16 protein-coding genes are annotated in these 15,410 nt (G+C 31.0%); 12 read left to right on the forward strand and 4 right to left on the reverse strand.

The genetic code is table 11. From position 1 onward, the window contains the following. Positions 1–17: 17 nt before the first annotated feature. From spoVAD to B2W91_RS00270, 4 genes are read right to left on the reverse strand one after another with little or no spacing between them, the layout of a single operon-like run. Positions 18–1,019 (reverse strand): stage V sporulation protein AD, encoded by a 1,002-nt coding sequence (gene spoVAD, locus B2W91_RS00255; protein ID WP_291578235.1) that lies wholly within the window; start codon positions 1,017–1,019, stop codon positions 18–20. Then, positions 1,020–1,499: a stage V sporulation protein AC gene (gene spoVAC, locus B2W91_RS00260; protein ID WP_291578236.1), complete on the reverse strand. Its 480-nt coding sequence runs from the start codon at positions 1,497–1,499 to the stop codon at positions 1,020–1,022. A 12-nt stretch (positions 1,500–1,511) separates the two neighbouring features. Next, the gene (locus B2W91_RS00265) at positions 1,512–2,372 is read right to left on the reverse strand and encodes a DUF421 domain-containing protein (RefSeq protein WP_291578237.1); all 861 of its coding nucleotides are present in this window, start codon (positions 2,370–2,372) and stop codon (positions 1,512–1,514) included. A gap of 11 nt (positions 2,373–2,383) precedes the next feature. After that, positions 2,384–2,590, reverse strand: coding sequence for a DUF1657 domain-containing protein (locus B2W91_RS00270; protein WP_291578238.1), 207 nt, complete (start codon positions 2,588–2,590; stop codon positions 2,384–2,386). A gap of 236 nt (positions 2,591–2,826) precedes the next feature. Between B2W91_RS00270 and B2W91_RS00275 the strand changes: the two genes are divergently transcribed. From B2W91_RS00275 to B2W91_RS00330, 12 genes are all read left to right on the forward strand, one after another. After that, positions 2,827–3,030 carry a DUF1657 domain-containing protein gene (locus B2W91_RS00275; protein ID WP_291578239.1) on the forward strand — a complete coding sequence of 68 codons (204 nt, stop codon included), beginning with the start codon at positions 2,827–2,829 and terminating at the stop codon, positions 3,028–3,030. A gap of 533 nt (positions 3,031–3,563) precedes the next feature. After that, entirely contained in the window at positions 3,564–4,034 is a 471-nt protein-coding gene (locus B2W91_RS00280; RefSeq protein ID WP_291578240.1) for a hypothetical protein, read from the forward strand. A gap of 452 nt (positions 4,035–4,486) precedes the next feature. Continuing rightward, positions 4,487–5,170 carry a cytochrome c biogenesis CcdA family protein gene (locus B2W91_RS00285; protein WP_291578241.1) on the forward strand — a complete coding sequence of 228 codons (684 nt, stop codon included), beginning with the start codon at positions 4,487–4,489 and terminating at the stop codon, positions 5,168–5,170. A gap of 21 nt (positions 5,171–5,191) precedes the next feature. Then, positions 5,192–5,782, forward strand: a complete 591-nt coding sequence (locus B2W91_RS00290) for a TlpA disulfide reductase family protein (protein WP_349680766.1) — start codon at positions 5,192–5,194, stop codon at positions 5,780–5,782. Between the two features lie 21 nt (positions 5,783–5,803). Further along, the gene (locus B2W91_RS00295) at positions 5,804–6,481 is read left to right on the forward strand and encodes a response regulator transcription factor (RefSeq protein WP_291578244.1); all 678 of its coding nucleotides are present in this window, start codon (positions 5,804–5,806) and stop codon (positions 6,479–6,481) included. A 136-nt stretch (positions 6,482–6,617) separates the two neighbouring features. Further along, positions 6,618–7,871, forward strand: coding sequence for a sensor histidine kinase (locus tag B2W91_RS00300; RefSeq protein WP_291578255.1), 1,254 nt, complete (start codon positions 6,618–6,620; stop codon positions 7,869–7,871). 423 nt (positions 7,872–8,294) lie between these two features. Continuing rightward, positions 8,295–9,029, forward strand: a complete 735-nt coding sequence (locus tag B2W91_RS00305) for an MBL fold metallo-hydrolase (RefSeq protein WP_291578245.1) — start codon at positions 8,295–8,297, stop codon at positions 9,027–9,029. 152 nt (positions 9,030–9,181) lie between these two features. Further along, the gene (locus B2W91_RS00310) at positions 9,182–9,820 is read left to right on the forward strand and encodes a Vat family streptogramin A O-acetyltransferase (protein WP_291578247.1); all 639 of its coding nucleotides are present in this window, start codon (positions 9,182–9,184) and stop codon (positions 9,818–9,820) included. Between the two features lie 116 nt (positions 9,821–9,936). Further along, positions 9,937–10,449 (forward strand): GNAT family N-acetyltransferase, encoded by a 513-nt coding sequence (locus B2W91_RS00315; protein WP_291578248.1) that lies wholly within the window; start codon positions 9,937–9,939, stop codon positions 10,447–10,449. A 25-nt stretch (positions 10,450–10,474) separates the two neighbouring features. Beyond that, positions 10,475–10,852, forward strand: a complete 378-nt coding sequence (locus B2W91_RS00320; protein ID WP_291578249.1) for a cytidine deaminase family protein — start codon at positions 10,475–10,477, stop codon at positions 10,850–10,852. 153 nt (positions 10,853–11,005) lie between these two features. Beyond that, positions 11,006–11,278 (forward strand): CD3324 family protein, encoded by a 273-nt coding sequence (locus tag B2W91_RS00325; protein WP_291578250.1) that lies wholly within the window; start codon positions 11,006–11,008, stop codon positions 11,276–11,278. A 376-nt stretch (positions 11,279–11,654) separates the two neighbouring features. Then, positions 11,655–15,410 (forward strand): SdrD B-like domain-containing protein (locus B2W91_RS00330; protein WP_291578252.1); only part of this gene is annotated, 3,756 nt, incomplete at its 3' end.

A 15,410-nucleotide genomic window follows, 5' to 3' on the forward strand; every position in this document is an offset into this window, starting at 1 on the left:
AATTCACACCTTCTTTTTTACATTTCTATAGAAACAGCATGGGCAATGCTAGGTATGCTTTCTTTTTGTTGATATGATATAGGAGACATTAAGGCGCCTGTTGCAACAATTAATATCTTCTTTAATTCTCCTTTTCGCATACGGTTAAGTAAATGTCCATAAGTTACAACAGCAGAACAGCCACAGCCACTTCCACCAGAAAAGCTTGGTTGATCTTTTTTATATATTAAAAGTCCGCAATCTGTAAATATATGTTCTGGCATATTTATGTCATGTTTTTCTAATAAAGCATTAGCAAGTTCATGACCAACTTTTCCTAAATCACCAGTAGCAATAAGATCATAATGAGAAGCATCAATATTTAAATCTCTAAAATGAGCTTCAATGGTATCTACAGCTGCCGGTGCCATAGCAGCTCCAAGGTTATTGGTATCGGAAACTCCCATATCTATGACCCTTCCTATGGTAGCAGAAGTTATTTTAGGTCCATCTCCATTTTGTCCAAGGACTACAGCTCCAGCTCCAGTTACTGTCCACTGAGCAGTAGGTGGTCTTTGTACACCATAATCTGTAGGATATCTAAATTGTTTTTCAGCAGCTGCATTATGACTGCTTGCAGCTGCTATAACATATTTAGCTGCTTTACTTTCTATTAATTGAGCTGCTAATGATAAACCTTCCATGGAGCTAGAGCAAGCACCAAAGACTCCGAGATAAGGTATCCCTAAAGTTCTTGCAGTAAAGCTACTAGAAATGATTTGATCCATTAAGTCTCCACTTAAAAAAAAGTTGATATTTTCCTTCTGTATCTTTGATTTTTCTATTGCTCTTTCGCAAGCATGCTCAAGTAGAGCCCTTTCTGCTTTTTCATAGCTATCCTGTCCAAGCCATAAATCTTCATAAATTATATCAAAGTCATCAGCTAGAGCACCATTACCTTCAAAAGGACCACCAACAGCTGCAGAAGCTAATATTGTAGGTTTAGAATTGAAAATCCAAGATTGATGTCCTTTAAGCATTTACATCGCCCCTAACCATTTTATTGTCATTTTTATTGTAGCAACTACAAAAGCAGAAAAAACTCCATAAACAATAATCGCTCCTGCAAGCCTGAACATATTTCCAGCTACACCAAGTACAAATCCTTCACTCTTATGTTCAATTGAAGCAGAAGTTATAGAGTTGGCAAAGCCTGTAATAGGAACGGCAGTTCCACATCCAGCCCATTGACTAAGATGATCATAAACTCCAAGGCCAGTAAATAAAGATGCAAAAAAGATTAAAACTATGTAAGTAGGAGCCATTGAGGTCTTATCAGTAAAATGAAAGTAGTGGATAAATACCCACTGTAATCCTTGACCAATTGTACATATTGCACCACCTACAAGAAAGGCTCTGATACAATTAGTTGAAATAGATCTTTTAGGTTCTATACGCTTCACTAATTCATCATATTGCTGCTGAGTTGGAGTCATTTTTTTCTTTTTCATATTTGACATTTATTTCACCTTCTAACGTAATAAATAGGGTTCTAATTTTTTTATGATTTTTTCTAATTTTTCAGCATTTTGTGAGTACATAGCCTTTGCATCTTTATTGTCACAGTCTAAAGAAAATGACATGAGATCAGCTTGACTTTTTTGAATGCTAGCATATAACATTTCCTTAATCTGTGTTTTAGGAACTTGTATCATATCATCGAAAAGATCTACATATAAGTCTCCAGAAGAATCCACTTGACCAAGAAAAACATTTTCAAGGGAAACCCCTTTGATTTCTAGCTGGGTTGCAAGCCAATCTCGATTTAATCCAGCATTAGTAAGACCTTCATCTAATATATTTCCGTCTAAAATAACAGGCTGTGGTTCAGCTTTAGGTCCCATTTGTTTTCCAAAATCGTATGGAGTAACAGGTTTTTTATCAGCTTTTAAGCTAACATTTATATCTCCAGTTGACTCCATTACAGCAAATTCAACGTCAGCTAAGTTAAATGCATTTTTTGAACGCATCTCTTGCAGAAATTCTTGACCTGTCATTCTCTCTTTAGATAAGTTATCTTCCATAATTTTGCCGTTTTTAACTAGGACTCTTTCCTTACCATGTATTAAGTTGTAAATTGACTTGCTTCTCATGGAAGCATAATCTAAGATAATAGGCATCAGTGCCCAAATAGCCAGTGTAATTAGTCCAAAGTAAATATTATCAACGATATTTAAAGAAATTAAAGTAATTATAAGAGCAATGACAGCATAAGAAATAAAGTCAAAGGGGGTAGCCCTAGATAAGGTCTTTTTTTTCATATATTTTGCTATAACTAATGCTAAAAAAAATAAAACTATTGAATTAAATAATATTATTAACCAAGAATTCATATGCCACCTCACTAGTTGCCTTTGTATTGGGGTTCTTCAAACTCCATAGTTCCTATTCTTTTTTCTAAATCAGTGTTAATTTTTCTTATTTCTTCAGAGGTCTGATCATAAATAGCTCTAGATTTTTTATTGCGTTCTTGTAATGAATACATTCTTAAAGTGGCCTCGGCTCCCTTTAGTGTAGCCAATGTTTGTTTTACCTTTGAAATCGCAGTCATATAAAAGTCTCCTTTATATTTATTAAATTACTTTCTAACCTACTTTAACCAATAAACTTAATTTTAATTCATTTCTTAATATGAATATTTTTTTAGTTATTAAAGACAGCTGCTAAAGTTTAATAAATATAGAGCAGATTTAAAAGGAATATATTTCATTATGGATAAAAGGAATATTTAAATTGATTATGAACAAAATATAATTGCAATAAAAAAATTATAAAGGAGGAATTTTTATGCCAACAGGAACTAAACTTGAAACAGCATTAGCTAGTGCTAAATCCCTATGTGCTGATATGAAGACATTTTCTTTAGATACAGATAATCAAGAAGCAAAACAAATGTTTAATCAGCTTGCAGATACAATGAATGGTGTAGAACAATCGCTTAAATCAAGACTTGACTTTGTAAAACAAGAAGAACCTCAATATAATGAATAATTAATTAATATACTCTCATATCTAGTTAAATTTAGCACAATAGATAGAGATAAATATTGAGGCGTTAAAGATAACGTATCGCCTCAATCATAGAAAAATCCACAATCTTTAAGATTGTGGATTTTTTATTTTAACTATAAAGATATAAAATATATTTTTGAACTATGCTATTCTTAAGTTTCTTGATGTAGTATCAAGAAGCTTTTTATAAGTTATAAAATAAGTATTAATAAAGATGTAGAAAATAAAAGTAAATAAAAAATAAAAAGTTAAATAACCATTATCGATAAGAAATTATCGTGAGGATAATATACAATTAAGGTAAAAAATGCAATAGAGTCCAGGATAGATTTTTATAATTTAGTAGGAGATGTAACTAGAAAAATAGAACTACATAAAAATGTTAGATTTGAAACTAAAGGTATATTAAAAAGATAATTATATAAAGAGCATTTATTATAGAAGAATAAATCTTCATAATATCAACAAGTAAGATAGGTATTATTTTATTATGGAGCAAGAGGAGTGATGCTATGAAGGTAAAAATCTTAACAATATTAGGAGCAATTATATTGATTTTAACTACAGTAGGTTTTTACATATTCAACAATGAATCTAAATCCTTATCGCATAATAAAGCAGAGAGTATTAAAAAATTTGATGAAGTATATAGTAGTGAAATAAATAAAAGTTATGACGGAAATTACTTAGATAGAATAGTAACGATGGTTGATGCTAAGGAAGAGTTTAATATAAAAATCAATGATATTAATAAGGATAGTGAGATAATACTTATTAATTCGTTAAATGGAGAAAAACAGGATATGATTTATACGGAAAATAATGAATTTATTTTAACTACTAGACTTGATGAAGGTGTAAATTATGGTATTCTTATGGATAATAGATTAATTGGAGGCATAAGAGTTGTAAATGAATTAGATAAAGTGGATAAAGAAAAAATATATGAAGAAGTAATGAAAAGTTTACAGTGTGGTATTTAGGCATATTAAAAAAATAACTAATCAGTATGCTAGTATATTTTTCGCCATACTGGGTCAACAGAACTCCCTCGTAACTAAAGTGTGAGGAAAACTTGTTTCTTTGTCTAGAATAAAATAGATGTCGCATTGTTAACTATAGGGATACAATATGAAAACTTAATATATACTCTGGAAAATAAATTTTCTATAAAAATATCTTAAACCCTTAGAAATTAAGGATTAATAATGAAGAATNNAGGAAAAAATTCACTAAAGGTGAATTTCTTAAAATAAAATTTATTTAAAAAAACTCCAAAGGCTTTAGCCGTGGAGTTTTAACCATAATTCTTCATTTTTCATCCATAATTCTTCATTCAAGAAAATATTTTTATTATGGGAATTAAAATCATGTATAAATTAAATTTCCATTGAGGAACCCTATATTTTATTTCAGATGCCTTAGGAGGGAAATTATGAATTATATATTACTATTTTTAGAAGGAATAATAACCTTTATATCTCCTTGTATATTGCCTATGATTCCAATATACGTTTCATATTTTGCTGGAGGAGATATAGATAATAAAAATCATAAAAACAGAGCATTAATAAATTCAATAGCATTTGTTGCAGGATTTACCTTTGTGTTTACCTTATTAGGTGTAGCAGCTGGAACAGTAGGGGTCATTTTCAATAAACATATGAGAGAAATAAATATAGTATCAGGGACTATTATGGTAATATTTGGACTGAATTATTTAGGGATAATAAATATAGGATTATTGAATAAAAGCTTTAAAATGGATAACCAAGCAGGATATAAAAAATCCTCTATTATGTCTGCAATATTATTTGGAATGATATTTGGAATTGGATGGACACCATGTGTAGGACCATTTCTAGGATCAGCGCTTATGATAGCATCAAATTCCACTAATGTATTTATGGGAGCATCAATGCTACTGACTTATAGTTTAGGCCTTGGAATACCATTTGTACTATCAGCACTTTTAATAGATTCTCTGAAAACTACTTTTGATTTCATAAAGAGAAACTATAAGACGATAAATAGAATATCAGGAGTTTTCCTAATTATTATAGGGATAATGATGATGACTGGCTATCTAAACCTATTACTATCAATATTGACATTTTAAAATATAAAGGAAGTGATAAATTTGAAAAATAATAAAAGATATATATATATAAGTATTATAATGTTAGTTTTACTTGTAGGGGTTAAATTTGGATATGATTATTTATCAAGTAATTACAAAAGTAATGGAGCTGGTAATGAAGCTAGTAATGAAGCTAGTAATAATGTATCAGATGAAAAATCTAGTTTTCAGCCAGCAGTAGATTTTATAGTTTATGATAAAGATAATAATGAAGTAAAGTTATCAGAGTATAAAGGGAAAAAGGCTGTAGTAGTAAATTTTTGGGCAAGTTGGTGTTCTCCATGTAAGTATGAGATGCCGTATTTTCAAGAAGCAACAAATAAATATAATAATGGGGATTTAGAAATACTAATGATAAATGTTACTGACGGAATGAGAGAAACTAAAGAATCTGCAGAGGGATTTATGGAAAGAGAAGGATATAATATGAACGTTATGTTTGATATAGATCTTGATGCAGCTAACAAATATCAACTAAATGGTATTCCAAGAACAATATTTATAGATAAAGAAGGAAATATAGTGTATGATCATGTAGGAATCATGGATGAAGAAATGCTTAATGAAAATATAAATAAGATAATTAAGTAAGTACCCATGGAGGTATAATTTATGAAAGAAACTATACTTGTTATAGATGATGAAGTTAAGATAATAGAAGTAATAAAATTGTACTTAGAAAATCAGGGATATACTGTAATACAGGCTACAAGTGGGATTGAGGCATTAAAAAAGCAAAGTGAGTTTAATCCTGATTTATTAATATTAGATTTAATGCTGCCTGATATATCAGGTGAAAAGGTGTGTGAGCGCATAAGGGAAGAATCTGATGTACCAATAATTATGTTAACTGCTAAATCAAGTGAAGAAAGTATACTAAATGGATATTCAATTGGAAGTGATGACTATGTAACAAAACCATTTAGTCCAAAGCAATTAGTAGCGAAGGTTAATGCAGTTTTGAAAAGAGTTAAGGGAAATCAAGGTGAAAATTTAATTTTTAATAATGAATTAATCATAGATATTGTTAATAAGAAAGTAGAATACAATAACAACGAGATTGCATTAACTGCTTCAGAATATAAAATATTATCTATATTAGCTAGAAATCCTAATAGAATATTTTCAAGGGAAGAGTTAATGGATTATATAAGTAGAGATAATATTTGTGTTTATGATAGAATAATTGATACTCATATAAAAAATATAAGAGCTAAACTAGATCAAGATAGTAAAAATCCAACCTATATAAAAACTATTCGTGGTATGGGGTATAGATTTAATGTTTAATAAATTGAGATATAGAGTAAGTCTTATTTTTATATTATTTTCACTGAGTATCATATTTTTAGTAAACATAGTAAATCATTATTACATCGAAAAGAAGTTTAATGTATATACTAGCGAAAAAATACAGCAGTCAAAAATGGAGATCAAAAATAAAATATTAAATGCATACAGTAATAATTCATGGGATAAGAAAACTATTGAGAACATAGGATCAGATGCAATAACCGCAGGATTGGTTATAACAGTTAGGGATAAAAATGATAATATTATATGGAATGCAAGAGAATATAATAATATTGTATGTGATAAGATTTTAAATAAAATTATAGAAAATACTAATAAAGTAAGTCCAGATATAGATATTAAAAATGCATTTGATAAATTTGACATAAAGCAAGGTGAAGCTTCAATAGGAAAATTAGAAATTGAGTATATAGGTCCAATTTATTATGAAGATTCAGATGTTATATTTTTGAAAATGCTAGATAAAATATTATTTATCCTAGGACTATTATTTTTTATTATATCTATTATAGTAGGATGGTTATTGTCTTATGCTATTAGTAACCCTATCTTAAAAGTAATAGATGCAACAAATCTTATATCTGAAGGTAGTTATTCTAGGAGTATAAAAGAAGATTATAGTATATATGAAATCAATAAACTTGTAAAATCAATAAATATGATGGCAAAAGATTTAGATAAGCAAGAAAAAATAAGACAAGAGCTAACGAAAGATATATCACATGAGCTTAGGACTCCTATAACCACTATGCAAGCACAGCTCGAGGCAATAATGGATGGTCTATGGGAGCCATCAGAGGAAAGATTAAAGAGTATATATGATGAACTTCAAAGATTGAATAGATTAACTGTATCCATAGAGGATTTATCAAGATGTGAAGGAAGTAAAATAAGACTAAATAAATCAGAAGTAGATTTAGAAAATATAATAACTACAATTTTAACAAATTTTGAAAAACAGTTATTAGATAATGATATAAATCTACAAGCAAATCTTAAGCCTATTGATATCATGGTAGATAAGGATAAAATAAGCCAGGTAATAATTAATATTATCTCAAACGCTATTAAGTATACTCCAAATAAAGGAGAGATATTTGTTAGTTGCTTTACTAAATCTGATGATGTATATATATCTATAAAAGATAGTGGAATAGGTATAAGCGATGAAGATAAAGAATACATATTTGAAAGATTTTATAGAACAGATAAGTCAAGGGCCAGAGAAACCGGAGGAGTTGGAATAGGGCTTACAATATCAAGAGAAATAGTCAAGGCTCATGGTGGCAGTATAAATGTATATAGTAAATTAGATGAAGGTAGCAACTTTATAATAAAACTGCCAATAAAGTTTTGTGATATATAATATTTGAATTTAATTTTTCAAGTATATAATCCTTGTTGACAATAAAAATGTTTTATTATACAATCAAGTTAAAATTTGGTTATGTGAAAAGGAGATTTAAAGAGATGATTTTAGTTGTTCTTAACTAAACTATTAAAATTAAATAGTTTGCAATGGTTGATAGGTTCTATATAGAGACCTTATTTAATCATGCATTTTTAAGAACAATATCGTCTTATAGACTCTTTTATATAAACGGAATAAATGCAAGAGGAAATGTACTATAATTGTATGTTTATTTATGGTGAATACAGGATAACTATATTCTGTATTAGGTTTAATCTGAATATAATAAGAGACCTTTATATAAATGAAATCCCCATAGATGATATTGTTCATCTGTGGGGATTTTTTAGCTTTATATTAAAAAAGGTGGGATGTTTTATGGCATTAACAAAAGTTACAGAGAGGATTTATTTCCTTGAAAATAACAAAGAAGCTGATAGGCCGTTAATTGGATACATTAAAGGAGATAAGTATTCTTTAATGGTGGATGCGGGAAACTCGAGAAATCATGTTGAAAAGTTTAATAACTCTATAGAAGAATCAAACTTAAGATTACCAGATTATGTGGCTATTACTCATTGGCATTGGGACCATACTTATGGGATGAATGCAGTTACAGGAAAAACAATAGCATGCGAGATAACCAATGAAAGATTAAAGGTTATGTCTAAATGGCAATGGACAGAGGGAGCAATGAATCAACGTCTTTTAACTGGAGAAGATATTGAATTTGCGGATACAAATATTCGTAAAGAGTATAAAACTCTTCAAGATATAAAAGTTATACCTGCTGATATAGTTTTTAAAAATGATTTAGAAATAAATTTAGGAGGAGTAGTGGTTATTTTAAAAAATGTTATTGCACCTCACTCAGAAGATTCTGTTATAGCATATGTACCTGAAGAAAAAGTAGTATTTATAGGAGATGCATACAGTATAGATTTTTATAATAACTACAAGTATGATTCAGTTAAATTACAAAGTTTTATAAATATGTTAGAGAGTTTAGAGTTTGATATCTGTTTCTTAGGGCACTCATCACCTCTAAAAAAGACAGAGATTATTGAATATTTGAAATTACAATATAAGAAAATCTCCACAAGTAATGATTAAATAATGGAGAAGATGGAATTTATGTAAGCAGATATATATAACAAAGGAAAAATAATATAGTTTAATCATTTGTTATATATATTTGTGATTGAAAAGAAATAAAAGTAAGTAAAAATAAAAAAATAGATTTAATTTTAAAGGAGGCAAGATATATGAATAAATTTGGCCCAAACCCAAACAGTATTTATCCTAATGAAAATATAAAGAGTATTTGCTATATAAAAAATGTTATAAAGAATCCTAATATTGAGGTTGGAGATTATACTTATTATCATGATATAAATGGAGCAGAAAAATTTGAAGAACATGTAACTCATCATTATGAATTTATAGGTGATAAACTTATTATAGGTAAGTTTTGTGCAATAGCAAAAGGAATAGAATTTGTTATGAATGGTGCAAATCATAGAATGAAATCTATAACCACATATCCTTTTAATATCATGGGGGGAGGCTGGGAAAAAGCAGCACCTACTCTTGAAGGACTACCTCTAAAAGGTGACACTGTGGTTGGCAATGACGTATGGATTGGACAGAATGTTACAGTAATGCCTGGCGTGCATATTGGAGATGGCTCAGTTATTGCTGCTAATTCTGTGGTAACAAAAGATGTTCCTCCATATCATATTGCTGGAGGTAACCCATGCAAAATTATAAAAAAGAGATTTGATGATGAATTGATTGACTATTTATTGAAACTAAAATGGTGGGATTGGTCTGAAGAAAAGATTTTTGAAAATCTTGAAGTGCTTTGCAGCTCAGACTTAGATAAAATTAAGTCTATTAAATAACTTTTTAAGGTGAGGATAATTTTTAATAGTGGATATGGTTTTGTTACTTACATTTACCATTGAAATAAAGGAAAATAATGTTTAGGAAATAATAAATATAGAAAGGAATAAATTTTATGGATAAAATGGTAGAAATGAAAGAATATATTTTTCAGTTAGCTCAGTATGATGATATAAAAGATATTTTATCATTGATTGAATCTCGTATTAAATGGATGGATGAGAAGGGGATTGAACAATGGAATAAAACTGACTATCTTCACTGCTATCCTAAGAAATACTTTGAGGAATGTATTTCAAGAAAAGAGTTATATGTTTTGAAGGTTCAAGAGGATAGATCCATAGTAGGTGCAGTTGCTTTGCATACCTATGATAGCCGTTGGGAAGATAAAGATTATTCTTATTATATCCACAATTTAGTTACTGCTGTAGATGCTCGCTTGGCAGGAACAGTTTTAATTGATAATTGTGAAGTGATTGCAAAAAATAACAATAAAAAATATCTAAGGCTTGATTGCCAAGCTTCAAATATTAGTCTAAACAGATACTATGAAAATTTAGGTTTTAGATATGTTGAGGTTATAAAAGATGGACTATATATTGGGAATAAGCGTGAAAAAATAATATAAAAATTTATTTGAAAGGATTATAACTATGAACTTTAATGAATTATATGATATTGCAAAAAATACATTAAACCCTAGAGAACTTTCTAAAAATTCTTATGCTGGTTCTGTTGCAGCAGCTATTTTGAGTGAAAGTGGGAAAGTCTATACTGGAGTATGCATAGATACGCCTTGTTCTATGGGGTTTTGCGCAGAACATGCTGCTATTGCAGCTATGATTACTGCTGGAGAAAATAGAATAATAAAAGTAATTGCAGTATATGAAGATGGAACAATAATTCCGCCCTGTGGAAGGTGTAGAGAGTTTATCTGCCAAATCCATGATGAAAATTATAAATGCGAAGCAATGATAAAGAAAGATGTGATACTTACTATTAATGATTTGTTACCATCTCGATGGGAATAGAATTAACCTATAATTTAAAGGGAAAAAAGGAGAGAATTATTTATGAGAAAACTTATTATTAACACATAGCAAAGGCTATTGTGTTAAAAACATAATCAAGGAAATGGCCTTTGTTTAATCCTAAGTAAGAAAAGTAAATTTAGGAGGAACATAATGTGCTATATTAACGCTCAAGATATATTTCCCCAAGAGATAATTGATCTAATTCAGCAGTATGTAGATGGAAAGTATATATATATTCCTAAAAAAGAAGGCAATAGAAAGAAATGGGGAGAAGCAACTAATGTAAGAAAAGAAATTGCAATTAGAAATACAGCTATTTATAAGGAATATAATAGAGGTATTTGTAAAGAATCTCTTGCTAGCAAGTATTTCTTATCAGAAAAAAGTATAGAAAGAATTATTTTACAAGAAAAAAGAAAATAATTAACTTAGCATGTGAAAGAAAATAATAGACCAAAGATGTTACCGTATTTTTATCAGATACTGCGTTAGGTTCTGACAACGCAATATGATATAAAATAGGCTAACTATAATACTGATCTACTATTTTTTGAAGATGCCTTAATGAGCTATAAGCTAACTTTATTTAGTGTATGGCTCATTTTTATTTAATAAAATTTGTAAGATGTTTTGGAAAAAGTACTTAGATAAGATATGAAATAAACTAATTGATTATAGTCTTTAAAGTCTAAAAAAGTAGAAAAATAGCTAAAATCATAATCAAAAGAACATATCAATGCATAGTATATATCATGAAAAATATTATTATACAGTTGTGATGATAAAATGAGGTGATATTATGGCGACAGTATCAGGTCGCGTTATATTTGATAGAGATAGAAGTGCTACAATTAATACAGGAGACTCAGGTATAGCTAATGTGCCTGTTGTATTACAAAATACAGTAACAAATGCTAGACTTGTAGTTCTTACAGATGCTAATGGAAATTATTCATTTATAAATGTACCAAATGGTAATTATAGAATTGTACAATCCTTTGGAACACCTGGAGGTGTTCTAACACCAGGAGATTTCAATAATGCAGTAGTTGGACCTATTCCAGTGGGGACAAACCCTCCAATAAGCTTTGCAACGAATCCTCCACCGGGTTCAACTAATTTAGATTCACTAACTCCAGATACACTTTTAGTAGCTGTCACAGGAGCAAATTTAACGAATGAAAATTTCCTTGATGGCCCAGTTATATATACACCTATACAAAATATACTAGATCCATGTGTGTCAGTTTCAAATGTAAATCTTATTAATGTTGCTGATAATGGAACATTTGGCTTTTTTCCTCCAGGTACCCCTGCTAATACGGGTGCTCCAGTTGAACCTTACCCAGGTGTAACACCAGATTTCACCTATGTATTACCAGATCCAACTAAGTTTACACCTATTGGTGGTGAATATACAGTACAAAACATTATGACTAATGCAATGAGTAATGAAATAGGTGCTTGGTGGCGTATTGCAGACCATACTACAGGTAATGAAACAGGAAGAATGATGGTGGTAAATGGTTTTAATCCAGGGGCTATTTTTTTTAGAGATGTAGTTTCAGTACAGCCTAATACAAACTATTTATTTAGTTCTTGGATTTTAAATCTATTTAAAGTAGTAGGATATCCAAATCCTGAGCTTGGTGTACGGATACTTGATCAAAATGGTAATGTACTATATAGTGCAACATTGGGAGCTCAGATTCCAGTTAATACAAATGCTCCAGAATGGAAACAAATAGGTACTGTAATCAATTCACAAAATAACACAAGTTTAACAGTAGAATTTTTAAGTGAAGGGCCAGAGGTTATTGGAAATGATTATGCTATAGATGATGTATCATTAAACCAAGTTAATATTCCTCTCTTTATACCTGTAAAAACTATTAGTACCCCTATTGCAAATGTTGGGGAAACAGTAACCTATACAGTAACATTAGAAAATACTTGTACTAGTCCTTTAACAAATGTATTTTTTAAAGATATCGTACCAAATGGATTATTATTTGTGGCTGGTAGCGTAACAGTTAATGGAGTATCAGAGGAATCATTTGATCCTAATATTGGATTTACTATACCGGATATTCCAGGAGGTTCTACCGCTACTGTAACTTTTGATGCTGTAGTTAACGCTGTTCCAACGCCTAATCCAACCATTAATACAGCAACAATAAATTATTCCTATACACCTGTAGAAGGGGGAATAGAAAACAATTTTACTGTGGATTCTAATCCTGTCCCACTTGAAGTTAGGGCCCCTGTAGTAGCAGATGTTGGGGTTATAAAAACAGGAAGTCCAAACCCAGTAATGTCAGGACAGACTTTGACCTATACAATTGATGTATCAAATTTTGGACCATCAGATGCCCAAAATGTTGTTTTAACAGATACTATTCCACCTGAAATAATAGGAGCAGAATTCTCAACAAATGGAGGAATAACCTTTAGTCCATGGCCAGGAAGTCTTAGTATAGGGACATTATTAAATCAGGAAACAAGAACTATTTTAATAAGAGGAACAGTAGCTCCAGTAGCTCCAGGTTTCATAACTAATACTGCGACTGTAACATCAACAACACCAGATCCTAATCCAAGTAATAACACATCAACATCAGTTATAGAAGTTAACGAATCTACTCAAGAAGCAGATGTTGGAGTTTTTAAATCAGTAGGGCTGAATCCAGTACCTGCAGGAGGGATGGTAGTTTATCCGATTACAGTATCGAATTTTGGACCAGCAGATGCCCAAAATGTTGTTTTAACGGATGCTATTCCACCTGAAATAACAGGAGTAGAATTCTCAACAGATGGAGGATCAACCTTTAGTCCATGGCCAGGCTTCTTTAATATAGGAACGTTACCAGCTGGTGAAACAATAAATATTTTAATAAGAGGAACAGTGTCACCAACAGCTACAGGAATTATAAGTAATACTGCAGAGGTAAGTTCAACAACACCAGATCCTAATCCAAGCAATAACGCATCTACGGTAGATGTGGAAGTTATTGCTCCTGTAGAAGCAGATATTTCAGTTGTAAAGACAGCAAGTCCAAATCCAGTAACACCAGGAGAAGTGCTAACCTATACAATTGTAGTAGCGAATGCAGGACCATCAGACGCGCAAAATGTTATCTTAACTGATAGTATTCCATCTAGTATTATAGGACCAGAATTCTCAACAAATGGAGGCGGAACCTTTAGTTCATGGCCAGGAAGTCTTAATATAGGGACATTACCAGCTGGTCAAACAAGAACTATTTTAATAAGAGGAACAGTGTCACCATCAGCTACAGGAGTTATAGCCAATACTGCAACCGTAACTTCATCAACACCAGATCCTAATCCAGGCAATAACACATCTACAGTAGATGTGGAAGTTATCCCGGTTGTAGGAGAAGCAGATATCTCTGTTGTAAAGACAGCAAGTCCAAATCCAGTAACACCAGGAGGAGTGCTGACTTATATACTTGTAGTATCTAATGCAGGACCAAATGATGCAGAAAATGTAGTGTTAACTGATAATATTCCACCTAGTATTATAGGACCAGAATTTTCAGTAGATGGAGGAGTAACGTTTAATCCATGGACAGGTTCCCTTAGTTTAGGAACTTTACTAGTTGGAACTTCTAGAACTATTTTAATTAGAGGAACAGTAAGTTCATCAGCTACAGGAACTATAACTAATACAGCAGATGTAATTTCAACAACACCAGATCCTAATCCGTCTAATAACACATCGACAGTAAATACAGAAGTTACTCAAGTAGCAGTAGAAGCAGATGTCTCAGTTGTAAAGACAGCAAGTCCAAATCCAGTAACACCAGGAGGAGTGCTAACCTATACACTTGTAGTATCCAACGCAGGACCAAATGCTGCAGAAAATGTTATTTTAAATGATAATGTTTCATCTAGCATTATAGGACCAGAATTTTCAGTAGATGGAGGAGTAACATTTAATCCATGGCCAGGATCCATTGATATAGGAACCTTACCAGCTGGAAGCTCTAGAACTATTTTAATTAGAGGAACAGTAAGTCCATCAGCTACAGGATGTATAAATAATACAGCGATAGTAGCTTCAACAACACCGGATCCTAATCCGTTTAACAACACATCATCTATATGTGTAGAGGTGGCAGTACCAGGAGTAGCAGCAGATATTTCAGTTGTAAAGACAGCAAATCCAAATCCAGTAGTGCCAGGAGAGGTACTAACCTACACACTTGTAGTAGGGAATGCAGGACCAGATGTTGCACAAAATGTTGTTGTAACTGATAATGTTTCACCTAGTATTATAGGAGCAGAATTTTCAGTAAATGGAGGAGTAACCTTTAATCCATGGCCAGGTTCTTTTAATATAGGAACCTTACCAGCTGGAAGCTCTAGAACTATTTTAATAAGAGGAACAGTGAGCACATCAGCTACAGGATGTATAAATAATACAGCAATTGTAACTTCAACAACGCCGGATCCTAATCCACTTAATAATGTATCATCTATATGTGTAGAGATACAGGCTGTAGTACCAGGAGAAGCAGATATTTCAGTT

It is taken from the genome of Clostridium sp. UBA6640, from assembly GCF_002455975.1.
Classification (GTDB): domain Bacteria; phylum Bacillota; class Clostridia; order Clostridiales; family Clostridiaceae; genus Clostridium_J.

Excerpts from the sequence above, each read along its gene's own strand:
- B2W91_RS00270 (WP_291578238.1), bottom strand. The coding sequence starts at position 2,590 with ATGACTGCGATTTCAAAGGTAAAACAAACATTGGCTACACTAAAGGGA.
- B2W91_RS00300 (WP_291578255.1), top strand. The coding sequence starts at position 6,618 with ATGGAGATCAAAAATAAAATATTAAATGCATACAGTAATAATTCATGG.
- B2W91_RS00295 (WP_291578244.1), top strand. The coding sequence starts at position 5,804 with ATGAAAGAAACTATACTTGTTATAGATGATGAAGTTAAGATAATAGAA.
- B2W91_RS00320 (WP_291578249.1), top strand. The coding sequence starts at position 10,475 with ATGAACTTTAATGAATTATATGATATTGCAAAAAATACATTAAACCCT.
- spoVAD (WP_291578235.1), bottom strand. The coding sequence starts at position 1,019 with ATGCTTAAAGGACATCAATCTTGGATTTTCAATTCTAAACCTACAATA.
- B2W91_RS00280 (WP_291578240.1), top strand. The coding sequence starts at position 3,564 with ATGAAGGTAAAAATCTTAACAATATTAGGAGCAATTATATTGATTTTA.
- B2W91_RS00285 (WP_291578241.1), top strand. The coding sequence starts at position 4,487 with ATGAATTATATATTACTATTTTTAGAAGGAATAATAACCTTTATATCT.
- B2W91_RS00275 (WP_291578239.1), top strand. The coding sequence starts at position 2,827 with ATGCCAACAGGAACTAAACTTGAAACAGCATTAGCTAGTGCTAAATCC.
- spoVAC (WP_291578236.1), bottom strand. The coding sequence starts at position 1,499 with ATGTCAAATATGAAAAAGAAAAAAATGACTCCAACTCAGCAGCAATAT.
- B2W91_RS00325 (WP_291578250.1), top strand. The coding sequence starts at position 11,006 with ATGTGCTATATTAACGCTCAAGATATATTTCCCCAAGAGATAATTGAT.
- B2W91_RS00315 (WP_291578248.1), top strand. The coding sequence starts at position 9,937 with ATGGATAAAATGGTAGAAATGAAAGAATATATTTTTCAGTTAGCTCAG.
- B2W91_RS00265 (WP_291578237.1), bottom strand. The coding sequence starts at position 2,372 with ATGAATTCTTGGTTAATAATATTATTTAATTCAATAGTTTTATTTTTT.
- B2W91_RS00310 (WP_291578247.1), top strand. The coding sequence starts at position 9,182 with ATGAATAAATTTGGCCCAAACCCAAACAGTATTTATCCTAATGAAAAT.
- B2W91_RS00305 (WP_291578245.1), top strand. The coding sequence starts at position 8,295 with ATGGCATTAACAAAAGTTACAGAGAGGATTTATTTCCTTGAAAATAAC.